Source organism: Pandoraea norimbergensis, from assembly GCF_001465545.3.
GTDB lineage: Bacteria > Pseudomonadota > Gammaproteobacteria > Burkholderiales > Burkholderiaceae > Pandoraea > Pandoraea norimbergensis.
Genome location: NZ_CP013480.3, coordinates 1 through 13,397, shown reverse-complemented (window position 1 = coordinate 13,397; position 13,397 = coordinate 1). Strand labels below are relative to the sequence as shown.

9 protein-coding genes are annotated in these 13,397 nt (G+C 54.2%); 5 read left to right on the top strand and 4 right to left on the bottom strand.

All coding sequences use genetic code 11. The annotated features are described in order from the left end of the window. Positions 1 to 109 precede the first annotated feature (109 nt). Complete coding sequence (locus AT302_RS00040) at positions 110 to 547, bottom strand: helix-turn-helix domain-containing protein (protein WP_237172029.1); 438 nt, start codon at positions 545 to 547, stop codon at positions 110 to 112. Positions 548 to 852: 305 nt separating this feature from the next. Here AT302_RS00040 and AT302_RS28380 point away from each other — a divergent pair, with 305 nt between their 5' ends. From AT302_RS28380 to AT302_RS00025, 5 genes are all read left to right on the top strand, one after another. Continuing rightward, positions 853 to 1,086: a helix-turn-helix domain-containing protein gene (locus tag AT302_RS28380; RefSeq protein WP_084655942.1), complete on the top strand. Its 234-nt coding sequence runs from the start codon at positions 853 to 855 to the stop codon at positions 1,084 to 1,086. Between the two features lie 193 nt (positions 1,087 to 1,279). Beyond that, the gene (locus AT302_RS00035; RefSeq protein WP_237172028.1) at positions 1,280 to 2,686 is read left to right on the top strand and encodes a class I SAM-dependent DNA methyltransferase; all 1,407 of its coding nucleotides are present in this window, start codon (positions 1,280 to 1,282) and stop codon (positions 2,684 to 2,686) included. After that, on the top strand, positions 2,683 to 4,731 hold the full coding sequence (locus tag AT302_RS00030) for a restriction endonuclease subunit S (protein WP_058376646.1): 2,049 nt from the start codon (positions 2,683 to 2,685) through the stop codon (positions 4,729 to 4,731). Before AT302_RS00035 ends, AT302_RS00030 begins: the two co-directional genes overlap by 4 nt. Continuing rightward, entirely contained in the window at positions 4,721 to 6,277 is a 1,557-nt protein-coding gene (locus AT302_RS27085; RefSeq protein ID WP_058376645.1) for an AAA family ATPase, read from the top strand. Before AT302_RS00030 ends, AT302_RS27085 begins: the two co-directional genes overlap by 11 nt. After that, complete coding sequence (locus AT302_RS00025; protein ID WP_058376644.1) at positions 6,274 to 7,143, top strand: RNA-binding protein; 870 nt, start codon at positions 6,274 to 6,276, stop codon at positions 7,141 to 7,143. Before AT302_RS27085 ends, AT302_RS00025 begins: the two co-directional genes overlap by 4 nt. Before the next feature lie 625 nt (positions 7,144 to 7,768). Here the strand turns inward: AT302_RS00025 and gyrB are convergent. From gyrB to dnaA, 3 genes are all read right to left on the bottom strand, one after another. Then, positions 7,769 to 10,246 carry a DNA topoisomerase (ATP-hydrolyzing) subunit B gene (gene gyrB / locus AT302_RS00015; RefSeq protein WP_058376643.1) on the bottom strand — a complete coding sequence of 826 codons (2,478 nt, stop codon included), beginning with the start codon at positions 10,244 to 10,246 and terminating at the stop codon, positions 7,769 to 7,771. A 176-nt stretch (positions 10,247 to 10,422) separates the two neighbouring features. Further along, positions 10,423 to 11,529: a DNA polymerase III subunit beta gene (dnaN, locus tag AT302_RS00010; RefSeq protein WP_058376642.1), complete on the bottom strand. Its 1,107-nt coding sequence runs from the start codon at positions 11,527 to 11,529 to the stop codon at positions 10,423 to 10,425. A gap of 299 nt (positions 11,530 to 11,828) precedes the next feature. Then, the gene (gene dnaA / locus AT302_RS00005; protein WP_058376641.1) at positions 11,829 to 13,397 is read right to left on the bottom strand and encodes a chromosomal replication initiator protein DnaA; all 1,569 of its coding nucleotides are present in this window, start codon (positions 13,395 to 13,397) and stop codon (positions 11,829 to 11,831) included.

The window sequence follows — 13,397 nt, the reverse complement described above, 5'->3', positions numbered from 1 at the left end:
TTGACGCTAGGGTCGAAGAGGCGGAGACTTGGCTTTGTCTAGGAGCTGAGTCTTCGTCGATTCGGACCCGAAAAGCGCTTCAAGCCTTCCGGTTTGTGGCGCTTTTTCGTTACATAGGACCTCCTATCGTGGATTCTTGGGTATCCACCGCTTCCGACGTCCGGCTGCGCGCAAGCGCAGCGTGGATCGCGGCAAATGCACTCATATCGTCGTCGGAAAGTTTGATGTCCATCGCCAGTGCTCGAAGAACCTCGTGCTTGTGCACCGAGATTTCGGCTGGCAGTCGAAAGATGCGCTGAGATCTGCGAGCGGCGGCAGCTAGATCACGCTTGAGGTCATCATTAAGCTCAAGCGCTGCTGCTACCAACTCCAGGAATTGCTCGCCATCCGGAGTGCGTTTACCGGTTTCGACGGCGCTTACATATGTGTCGTCCACGCCGACACGCGCAGCCAACGCCGTCTGCGTTAGGCCTAATTTCTTCCTTCTAGCTCGAATGAAATCGCCGAGCGCGCTCATAACACTCGTCTCGCATTTGTTGATGATCAATGTTACGGAGCGTACCTAGAATATTCGTCCTTTGCAAAATCAAAATTCGCTTATCCGAATAGTGATATTTTTGTAAAAAATCACTATTTTTCTTTGATTGTTCGCGATTGAAAAAAAATCATTTATTTGGATCATCTGCACGGAGATCGACCACTCAAGTAATCAACGGCTACCCTTTTCAGTCTCTGTTTTCCATAACGCGTCGGGGGACCCTCAACTCACAGGCGACGGAGATGCACTAACACCGACCACGGGGCAAATGTGTGGACTATAATCCACACATTTGCTCACCCAATGAGGATTGAATGGCACATCGTTGCTACGAAAAGCTGCGGCAAGATCTCGCGTCAAACCTCAAGAACCTACGCAAGAGAGCCGGCTTGTCACAAGAACAGCTGAGCGTACGTGCACACGTAGACCGGAGTTACGTAAGCCAACTTGAGCGAGAGATCGGAAATCCATCGTTGCAGGTACTTGCCACTTTGGCCTCCACGCTCGGTTCCGATGTCGTGGATCTGCTGACTGGGCAGTCTGACTAAGCATCCCCGCCTCGAGAAACGCCCTGTAGCAGATCGCCTTCCGCGCTGCACATGGACTTCACCAGGCTCAAAACTGCGATGAAGAATGAGCGTGACCTGTCAATCAGGCCCACAAATTTTTTCTCGCAACCCGAAGGTTTATTATTAATTAACCATGTCGATTCGAAGTGTTATTAAATCAATCCAAGATATCATGTGGAAAGACCCGGGCATCGACGGAGATGCTCAACGTCTGTCACAGCTGTGCTGGATGTTCTTTCTGAAAATTATCGACGACCAAGAACAACAATTAAAAAATGAGAATTCGCATTACAGATCAACCATTCCAACGAAGTTTCGATGGAAAAATTGGGCAAAGAGCGAATCTTTAAATGATGAATCTGATTTAATCAGCTTCGTCAACGGAGAACTTTTTCCCGCACTAAAATCGTTGCCACGCAACAAAAAGCAAGCCCGAGTGGTGAATGCCGTTTTTGAAGATGCATTCAACTACATGAAGTCCGGAAAACTGATGCGGCAGGTTATTAAAAAAATCAACGAAGTTGATTTCAACGACATAGCCGAACGAAAACACTTTGGTGACATATACGAACAACTTCTTAACGACCTCCAAGCCGCGGGGCACGCAGGCGAGTTTTATACTCCACGCGCCATAACTGCGTTTATGGTGGGGAGAATAAATCCGCAACTAGGCGAGACCATTTTGGATCCGTCGTGCGGGACTGGTGGATTTCTTACATGCTCGATTCGGCACATGAGGCGCTTTGTCAAAACGCCAGATGATGAACGAACCCTCCAGGCAGGGTTACGCGCAGTGGAACTAAAGCAACTCCCTCACATGCTCTGCGTCACGAATATGCTACTCCATGGCGTTGAGGATCCAGGATTTGTAATTCATGGTAACGCGCTCGCCAGGCCGTATGAATCCTATACAAGAAGAGATGAAGTAGATGTCATCCTCTCTAATCCTCCCTTTGGGGGGCAAATCGAAGAAGGAATAGAGCAAAACTTCCCTATAGAATTTCGAACAAAAGAATCTGCCGATCTCTTTTTGGCTCTTTACATGCGGCTTCTGAAACCTGGAGGCCGGGCTGCAGTCGTTCTACCAGACGGGTTGCTTTTTGGAGACGGGATCAAACGCCGTCTTAAGAAGGCACTCCTAGAGCAATGCGACTTACACACGATCGTGCGGTTGCCTGACAGCGTTTTTAAGCCTTACGCCAGCGTTGGGACGAACTTGCTCTTTTTTGACAAAGGCAAACCAACCCGCGAGATTTGGTTCTACGAGCTTCGCATTCCGGACGGACAGAAAGCCTACTCAATGTCCAAACCAATTAAAGAAGATCACTTGAACGATTGCGTTCGATGGTGGGGCGGACCGGATCGGAGAAATCGCGCGGAAAGCGACGTGGCCTGGAGAATTGGCCTAGCGGAGATCGAGACTCGAAATTACAATATTGCAATTAGGAATCCATATAACAGCGTCGACAAGCTCGACGAACCAGCAGACCTCCTCGCAAGGCTAGAAGAAGGCGAGAAAATTACCACTGAGCTTCGTGATCGGCTGAAACACGCGCTCATGCAGATACTCCTACAATGAAGAAAAACATGCCAGTTGCTAGTCTCGATCGTATTTTGGAGGCGACGGGCGGTATTTCTAGATTTCGCCAATTCGTCCTCGACGCGGCAACAAGCGGAAGGCTCGCTGTGCCGTCTGATGGTGAGGTCAGTTCGCTCAACCAACTCTCCGGTTTGACCTCCTCGATCGGAAAGCTCGCACAGCGAAACTCGTTACGGAAGCTCGACATCCATTATCCCGGAGAGCTTCCTGACGGATGGCGACAAGTTCAGCTCACAGATCTGGGGCGCATTTTTGGTGGGAATAGCGTCAGCGATAGCGAGCGAGAGACCCTGGCGAGAGTGAAGGAAGGATATCCGTTTATCGCTACGAAAGATGTCGGACGTGGCGACACTCCTCTCAACTACGAAAATGGACTCAAGGTCCCGTTTGACAACACGTCTTATAAGGTTGCTGCGGCGGGTGCAGTCTTCATTTGTGCAGAGGGAGGAAGTGCAGGGAAGAAGTGTGGCATAACAGATCGTAGCGTCTGTTTTGGTAACAAGTTATATGCGATCGAAGTAACAGACGACATCAATCCGCAATACTTGTTGCTCGTATACCAGTCGTCCACTTTCTACGAATCTTTTCTCAACGAGATGACGGGAATGATCGGGGGCGTGTCTCTGCGGAAATTCCTACAACTCCCTATCCTTGTCCCGTCGAAATCGGTACAGGACAGTATCGTCCACCTTGTTAAGCATCTGATGCAACTCATCGATGATTTCGAGAGGGCAAAGCTCGATAGAGAAAAGGCAAGGGACGAGCTAATCTCTGCGAGCCTCGGGCGATTATTGACGGATAGTTCGTCTTACACAGGCAAGTCGAACCCCGAAAATGCAGAGGTAATGCGATCGCACATTCTTAATATTACGGGAAGACTCAGCACTGAAACACATATTGGCCATGTAAGACAGTTGATCTCGAGTTTAGCGATACGAGGGCAGCTTACGTCTCAAAACACCGAGGACGAGAGCATTTCATCGCTTGTTGATTCACTTCAAACAGAAAGGGATCAGCTTCTAGAGCATGGCACACTCAAGCGCGGTAGAGCGTTGCCACCTGTCGCTCTGGATGAGGTGTTCCAAATCCCACCAAGTTGGCGATGGGTGCGTCTCCAGGATCTTTTGATCTTCGGCCCCCAGAACGGACTTTCGCCCCAGCAGACTACTCGTGTCGATGCTCCCCGTGCCGTGACGCTAACTGCTACGACGTCGGGCTCGTTCGATGCACGGCATTTCAAGAAAGTCGATGCCGATATCCCTGATGACTCTGAGCTGTGGCTTCGTTTTGGAGACCTGCTATTTCAGCGAGGGAATTCGCGCGAACACGTGGGGATTTCTGCTGTTTACAAAGAGGGGCCAAATGAATTTATCTATCCTGATCTAATGATAAAAGTTCGAGTTTCCGATCAGATAAATGTGGACTACATTCATCTGTTTGCGAACTCTCCATTTGGGCGAGAATACTTCACATCTAGGGCAACCGGTGCTCAGACTACAATGCCCAAGATCAATCAGGTTACGCTGCTATCATTTCCGATTGCGCTGCCGCCGAAAGCCGAACAAAGTCGCATTGTATCGACTGCCACTTCCTTAAACGCTATATGCGATAAGCTGGAGACCGAGTTCAAGTCTCGAGAACTTGAAACGGAGATGTATCTATCAGCAGTATTTGGGGTCTCTGTCGGGAAACGTGAGGGGAAGACTCAGCCCGCCATCCCTCCTGCACCACGAGATGTAATGGCCAGCAAAATGAAAAACAAAGATCCGAATGAGATCCCCTCCCTGCCAGACCATCGTGTCTCGAAAGTGAGCTCCATAGGTACGGTGGACGCATTGGTCGAGTGCCTGAGAACGTTCGGTCCATCGGCTTCTCCACGAGATCTTCATGGCGCGAGCGGACTAGGTACTTCGAATGACGACATTGAGGTTTTTTTTGATCTCCTTCGCGAGGCGAAATCATCCAATCGCCTGTCTGTACCCTTTGGAGATGGCCTGATCCGGGATATTTCTGATGAGAATTGAGTCACTCAAAATATTGAGCCCCTGGAAAAATCTTGAGGGATTCGAAATCGATTTTCATCTAGAGAAGGATGTAACGGTTCTTCTCGGTCGCAATGGTGCAGCCAAGAGCAATTTGCTCGAGGCAATAATCACTATTTTCACGCGCATCGATCTCGCCGAGGTGGCGGAGTTCTCATTCGACATTCGCTACGAGATCAACGGTCAAAAGGTTCAAGTCACAGCTGATGCTGGACGACAGCCGTTAGCGAAGTTAAACACCGATTCCATTCCGTTGACTCAGCTTCGATCGAAATGGAGCCCCAAATATGTCGTCGGATATTATTCCGGTGTAAGCGATCGATTTGAAAAACTTTTTCAGCGTCATGATCGTCGCGCATTAGATGAAACACTAGTTGATACTACCCAAAAAAATAGCGAAAAACCATCTACGTTAGCTCTTCGTCAGTTTATCTACGCGCGACCAGTCCACGGACTATTCTCTCTCCTTGCGTTCTATTTCTCGGACGACGCTCACGTCATGGAATTTATGCGAAGTGTACTGCGCATAGATAGCTTTGACTCGGCCCTCTTGGTGGTCAAGAAGCCGGAATGGGCTAGTCCGAAGGCCAAAGCTGAGAATTTCTGGGATGCAAAAGGCCCTGTTCGAGATCTATTGGAGAGATTTCGTCAATATTCTCTGGCACCGTTTTTCAATACTTTCAGTCGCCCTGAAGGGTTTCGGAAGAGAAGCCGGCAGCATGAACTTATGTATCTCTTTCTGCCCGATGTTGATGCTCTACACAAGTTAGCTAGCGAATATGGTGGAGATCAACGCGCGCTTTTTCAAGCACTCGACACAATGAGACTAAGCGACCTGGTAGATGATTTCCGAGTGCGTGTACGCATACAAGGGGCTACCACAGCGATTCACACTAGACAATTGAGCGAAGGGGAGCAACAACTTTTAACTGTATTGGGGTTGATGCGGTTTACTCGAAATGACGCGTCGTTATATTTGCTCGACGAGCCGGACACTCATTTGAATCCCGCATGGGGAATGGACTATTTGGAGGATCTACGGAATATTGGCGGACTCCATAGAAATAGTCACACGCTGATTGCCAGCCATCAGCCGCTGTTGGTCGCTGGCCTTCTAAAAGACGAAATACGAGTTCTTCGACGGGGAGTTGATGGCAGAGTTGACGTCGTGACGCCAACGGAAAGCCCACGTGGCACCGGGGTTGCTGGCGTTCTGACCAGCCCATTGTACGGACTCGAAAGCCAGTTAGACCGCTTCAGCCTATCAGTCTTGAAGCGAATATATGAGGTGTCGCTTGAAAGTAAAAGTGATCGCAGAGCCCGCTATCTTAGGCGACTGCGGCGCCTAGTGCCCTCACTCGAAATTGCCGAATCGTCGCCCGACCCTTTTCGAAATATTGCCCGTCAAGCGTATCAACTCTCACTTGATCGGGCGCTGCATACAAGTGATTTGGCAGGAAACAGAGTGGAACTGGTTGAACGACTCGCCAGTAATCTCTTCGAGGGCGCGGCTAAGGAGGAAGAATGATATTCATTAACCCTAAGAAAATCGTCCCCCCGCAGCATTGGAGAAACGATGCCGCGGAGCTCTCGGCAGAGTTGTTGAAGCAGAATCCCAATGACAGGATCGAGTTCATTAATTCAAAGAGGGACCGCACATGGGGTCACCCTGAATTGCTCGAGACTCTCAGAGCGGTGGTGGGAAATAAGTGTTGGTATTCGGAAGTACCACTAGAGGGCGCGGATCCTAATGTCGACCATTTCCGGCCCAAAGGCAGCGTTCGAGAGGTTGACAACGAACTCCGACCGACTAAAACGACTTGGTCAGGCTACTGGTGGTGGGCCTTTGAGTTGCGGAATTTTCGATTGAGCTCTGAACATGCAAATCAGCGGCGTGTGGACAGCGAAACCAACGGAGGAAAGTGGGACTATTTTCCGATTGTGGGCGAGCGAGCCGCTGAGCGACTCGACTATGACCTCGTCGAAGAGGACATACTGGCCCTCGATCCATGCTCGGCCAGCGATGTAAGTTTGCTTTGGTTCGACCCAGTGGGAGCGCCATCATGCTCAACTTGGAAAAGGCGCTCAACGGACATCGATGAGCGGCGGGTCAAAGCTACTATTTGGCTATATCACCTTGACAAATATGAGCTGAAACGAAAGCGTGCTGAGCACATCACCGACATTCAAACCGATCTGAGAAATGCAAACACAGCATATAAATTGTGGAAAAACCACGATGGGGGCATTCGTGCCAGAAACACTTTCGACCGTCACGTTAACGATATTAAGAAGAAGCTTGAAGATCGGGCCGAGTTTGCATCCGCAAAGCGGTGTGCTGTTCGGGCGGCAATTGCCGACTATGAGTGGATTGAGGCAGAGCAAATAATTTAATGTGCCGAGCTGCTTCCGAGACACCAATACCGAAATCTCGCCCAAACAAGTCGATCCCGAAATGTACATGGGAAGCAATATCGAGACATATTTAAGCGTCTATGGACGACGGCAGAGGACTCGATTCATTGCTTCTACCAGACGTGAGGAGTTCTAGGATGTTCCTCCCGAAACGTCACTTCACACGTACCCGGCGATCGAGCTTGCAGATTATCCACGCCTCATCGCATTCGAAGGCCTTTAGCTTTTCTCGGGATTTTCGGCGCGGGTAGTCCCAATCAAGCTCGTATGCAATGGTTCGCCCATCGCGGGTGGCGACGAGGTCAATCCGTCCATTTCTATAGCTAGGCGACCGTTCGTCGTCCATATAGTGGTGGACATACTCTACGAAGACTTCCCACTCGACGCTCCACCCCGCCTTTTCAAGCGCGGCGGCGAAGCGAGCCTGAATCTCTCTTGCTGTACCCATGCGCTAGATAACGACGCTTGCTCAAAACAATCGTAGCGTTCACCACAGCGGTGATCCGCTTCGGCTCAGGTCGGCCAGTCGCGCAAACTAAGTCGTCTAGTCGCACAATTGTGGCGCCAGTCGCACTTACTCTGGCGCCCTACGGGATGCGACGCCTCAAACGTCGATATTGCCCGCGCGCAGTGCGTTCGATTCGATGAACGCGCGACGCGGTTCGACGTCGTCGCCCATCAGCGTCGTGAAGATGCCGTCGGCGGCAATCGCGTCTTCGATCTGCACGCGCAGCAGGCGGCGCACGGTCGGGTCCATCGTGGTTTCCCACAGCTGTCCCGCGTTCATTTCGCCCAGACCCTTGTAGCGCTGCTTCGACACGTTGCGCTCGGCATCGGCCATCAGCCACTTCATCGCGGCCTTGAAGTTCGCCACCGACTGCGAACGCTCGCCACGACGAATCGTCGCGCCTTCGCCGATCAGGCCCTTGAACGTCTCGGCCGTCTTCTGCAACTGCGCAAAGTCCGCCGATTGCAGGAAGTACGGATCGATCACGCTCACCTTCACGTTGCCATGGTGACGACGCATCACGCGCAGCGAAATCACCGGCTCCGCATTCTCGACGTCTTCCGTCACCGCCTTGATCGTGATCTCCGGTGCCAGCGGGTCGTCGCTCAACGCAGCCTCCAACGCCAGCGCCGACTTCGCTGCGGCTTCCTCAGTGTCCAGACTGATCTCGACACCTTCGGTCACTGCGGTCAGCACCGACGCTTCGTACAGGCGGCTCAAACGTTCGATCACGCTATCGGCCAACTGGTAGCTGCGCGTCAGCTCGCCCAGCGCATCGCCCGAAATCGGCGTCGCGCCCGTCGACGGCGTCAGCTCGGCATTGTTCATCGCCAGCTTCAGCATGTACGCGGCCAGCTCGGACTCGTCCTTGATGTAACGCTCGTCCTTGTTGTGCTTGACCTTGTACAGCGGCGGTTGCGCGATGTAGATGTAACCACGCTCGATCAGCTCCGGCACCTGACGATAGAAGAACGTCAGCAGCAGCGTACGGATGTGCGCGCCGTCCACGTCAGCATCGGTCATGATGATGATGCGGTGATAACGCAGCTTGTCGATGTTGTAGTCGTCCTTGCCGATACCGCACCCCAGCGCAGTAATCAGCGTGACGATCTGCTCGCTCGAAATCAGTTTGTCGAAGCGCGCCTTCTCAACGTTCAGCACCTTGCCGCGCAGCGGCAAAATGGCCTGGAACTTACGGTCACGACCCTGCTTGGCCGAACCGCCTGCCGAGTCGCCCTCGACCACGTAGATTTCGCACAGCGCCGGATCCTTCTCCTGGCAATCCGCCAGCTTGCCCGGCAAGCCAACGCCGTCGAGCACGCCCTTACGGCGCGTCATTTCACGTGCCTTGCGTGCCGCGTCGCGCGCACGCGCCGCTTCGACGATCTTGCCGCAAATGATCTTCGCGTCGTTCGGGGTCTCGAGCAGGAACTCTTCAAGCGCCTTCGCCACGTACTCTTCCACCGGCGCACGCACTTCGGACGACACCAGCTTGTCCTTCGTCTGCGACGAGAACTTCGGCTCCGGCACCTTCACCGACAACACGCAGGTCAGACCTTCGCGCATGTCGTCGCCCGTCGTCTCGACCTTGGCCTTCTTGGCCATCTCGTGCTCGTCGATGTACTTGTTGATCACGCGCGTCATCGCCGCGCGCAGACCGGTCAAGTGGCTGCCACCGTCGCGCTGCGGAATGTTGTTCGTGAAGCACAGCACCGACTCGTTGTAGCTATCGTTCCACTGCATCGCCACTTCCACGCCGATACCGTCGCGTTCGCCGATCACATGGAAGATGGTCGGGTGCAGCACCGACTTCGAGCGGTTGATGTACTCGACAAAGCCCTTCACGCCACCCGCGAAAGCAAAGTCTTCTTCCTTGCCCGTGCGCAGATCCGACAGGCGGATACGCACACCGTTGTTCAGGAAGGACAGCTCGCGCATACGCTTGGCGAGAATGTCGTAGTGGAATTCAACCTTGCCGAAAATCTCCTGGTCCGCCAGGAAGTGCACTTCGGTACCGCGCTTGTCGGTATCGCCCAGCACCTTCAGTGGCGAGGTCTCGACGCCATCGATGACTTCCAGCTCGCGGTTCTGCGGCACGCCACGGTGGAATTCCATAAAGGACTTCTTGCCGTCGCGGCGCACCGTGAGCTTCAGGTACGTCGACAGTGCGTTCACGCACGACACGCCCACGCCGTGCAGACCACCCGACACCTTGTAGCTGTTCTGGTCGAACTTGCCGCCCGCGTGCAACTCGGTCATCACGATTTCCGCTGCGCTACGCTTCGGCTCGTGCTTGTCGTCGAACTTGATGCCCGTGGGAATACCGCGGCCGTTGTCGGTCACGGAGATGGAGTTGTCCGCGTGAATGATCACGTGGATGTCGTCGCAATAACCCGCCAGCGCCTCGTCGATCGAGTTGTCCAGCACCTCGAACACCAGGTGATGCAGGCCCGTACCGTCCGACGTGTCGCCAATGTACATGCCTGGACGCTTGCGTACGGCCTCCAGACCTTCCAGGATCTGGATGGATGCTGCGCCGTAGCCGTTTTCGGCCTGTTTTTGCTGTTCGCTCATGACAATCTTCCGGTTACTGCGTCATTGCTGACGGTTTGCTGCTTCATGACCCTGTCGCTCCCAGGCACTTTTGGCACCCGGTGAGCGATTTATCCTGCAAAAGGATCATCCTCTAGAAACGCCAAAGGGGCGCTCGGCCCCTTCGCGCATGGCGGCGCGTGTAGCGGAATTTCCGCTTAAATGCGCATCGGCATCACGACGTACTTGAACTCGTCGTTGTCCGGCAGTGTGATCAACGCGCTCGAATTGGCGTCGCCCAGACTGATCTTCACTTGCTCGACCTTCAGGTTGGCCAGCACGTCGAGCAGATACGTGACGTTGAAACCGATGTCCACCGAGTCACCGCTGTAATCGATTTCGATTTCTTCGCGCGCTTCTTCCTGCTCGGAATTGCTTGCGATGATCGTCAGCAGATTGGGCGCCAGCGTGAAGCGCACGCCCTTGAATTTGTCCGACGTCACGATCGCTGCACGTTGCAGCGAACGATGCAGCTCTTCACGGCTGATCGTGAAGCTGTTGGCGTAGCCCTTCGGAATCACGCGCGTGAAGTCCGGGAACTTGCCCTCGACCAGCTTCGACACCAGCTCGACATTCGCAAAACGGAACTTGACCTGGCTCGGCGCCACGTCGATCTGCACGGGGTCGTCGATGTCTTCCATCAGACGTTGCAGCTCGAGAATCGTCTTGCGCGGGATGATCACTTCCTGCTTGGCAAACTTCTCGCCGGCAATCTTCGTGCTGCTGTACGCCAGACGGTGACCGTCCGTCGCAACTGCCTTGATCTCTTCACCATCGACCACCAGCAGCATGCCGTTCAGGTAGTAACGGATGTCCTGCTGCGCCATCGCGAAGTGCACCATCGCCAGCAACTGGCGGAACGTGCGCTGCGGCAACGCAAAGCTCGCGGCGTAATCTTTCGCCTCGGCCACGGTCGGGAAATCTTCCGCTGCCAGCGTCTGCAACTGGAAACGGCTCTTGCCGGCCTGCACCGTCAGACGCTTGTCCGACAGCGAGAGCGCCACTTCAGCGTCCGGCATGTTGCGCAGGATGTCGAGCAGCTTGCGCGCCGCCACGGTGGTCGCCACATCATCGGCGCCCGCGCCGCAATCGGCGGTCGTGGTGATCTGGAGTTCCAGATCGGTGGAGAGGAACGAGATGTCCTGTCCGTGCTTGCGAATGAGCAAATTGGCCAGAATCGGCAACGTATGGCGACGCTCGACGATGCCACTCACAATTTGCAGCGGCCGCAGCAGATTGTCTCGTTGAGTTTTGACCAATTGCATATTTATCCTTCGTAGTAACTGTTAACGGGCGCCAGTTCCTGCTGATAACCCGAAGATTCCCTTACCAATCAATCGCTTGCAAAAGGGATAACAGGGCGGAAAACGCTGTGGATGATCGGGGGACGCAATGTGCGCCGATCCGCTATTGTGCCCGAAAACACGAATTGCCCCCAAACCGCTCCCAGCTTATCCACAGGGAGACGAGCAACCCCGCTCGTGCCCTGCCATACCCCCCCGGCATTGATGCTGCCGCCTGCCTTTTGCCAATCTCTCGCCGGCCCTTCGTCAGGCCTTTCCTTTTAACCCTTGAGCGTCTGCTCCAGCACGTGCAACTCGTGGTTGAGTTGCGCATCCTTGCTACGCTCTTCGGCAATCTTGCGCACGGCGTGCAACACCGTCGTATGGTCGCGTCCGCCAAACAGTTCGCCAATCTCCGGCAGGCTCTTTTGCGTGAGTTCCTTCGCCAGATACATCGCGATCTGTCGCGGCCGTGCAATATTGGCAGGCCGCTTTTTCGAATACATGTCGGCGACCTTGATATTGTAAAAATCGGCGACGGTCTTTTGGATGTTTTCGACAGAAATCTGACGATTCTGAACCGTCAGCAGATCTTTCAGCGCTTCTTTGGTCAGCTCGATCGTGATCTCGCGGCCATGGAACTTCGAATACGCGAGAATCTTGCGCAACGCGCCTTCGAGCTCGCGCACGTTCGAACGCAGGTGCTTACCCACGAAGAACGCCACGTCCTCCGAGAGCCCCACGCCTTCGGCCTGCGCCTTCTTGATCAGGATGGCGACGCGCATTTCAAGCTCAGGCGGCTCGATAGCGACGGTCAGCCCCGAATCGAAACGCGAAATCAGGCGGTCGTCGATGCCGGTGATTTCCTTCGGATACGTGTCGCTCGTGATGATCACCTGCGCACGGTTCGCAATCAGCGCCTCGAACGCGTAGAAGAATTCTTCCTGCGTACGGCTCTTGCCCGAGAAGAACTGAATATCGTCGATCAGCAACAGATCAAGCGAATGGTAATAACGCTTGAACTCGTCGAAAGCCTTCCGTTGGTAGGCTTTCACCACGTCGGAAACGTATTGCTCGGCGTGAATGTAACGAATTCGCGGATTCTGCTTCTCGGCCAGCAACTGGTTGCCGATGGCGTGAATCAAGTGAGTCTTACCCAGACCGACGCCGCCGTACAGGAACAACGGGTTGTACGACGTACCCGGATTGTTCGCGACCTGAATCGCCGCCGCGCGGGCGAGCTGATTCGACTTACCCGTCACGAAGTTGTCGAAGGTCAGCACCGGGTTGAGCTTCGAGCGCTCGTAAATCGATTCGACCTCATGGGTCTGCGCCGGCTCTTGCGGCGTGACGCGCCAATTGCGGCGCACGGCCTCGGCTTCGCTGGCTTCCAGATCGGGGCGCTCGCCATCGAGCGCCGCGCCGTCTGAACCATTCGATCCATGCGACCCGTGCTGTCCGCCATGCGCGCCGTTTGAACCATTGACACCGTTCGCGCCAGTCTGCGCACCAACCGGCGTCGTACGAGCGGCCGGCGCCTGCGTGGCGGCCGGCGCCGGAGCAGGCGTGGGGGCAGGGGTGGACGACGGCACACGCATGCCGGCCTTCGGGTCGAGCACGAAGGTCACTTCGACCGGCTCGTTCCAGAAGTCGGACGCCATACTCTGGATGCGGCCCGAAAATTGGCTCTTCACCCAATCCAGCTTGAAGCGGTTGGGTGCACCAATTTTGAGCGTGCGCGAAGCCTCGTCGAAGTCGAGCGGCGCCAGCGGTTTGATCCACGTACGGAATTGCTGGGGCGTGAGCTCTTGCTCGAGACGCGTCGCGCAGTGTTGCCAGAAGTCGTTCAT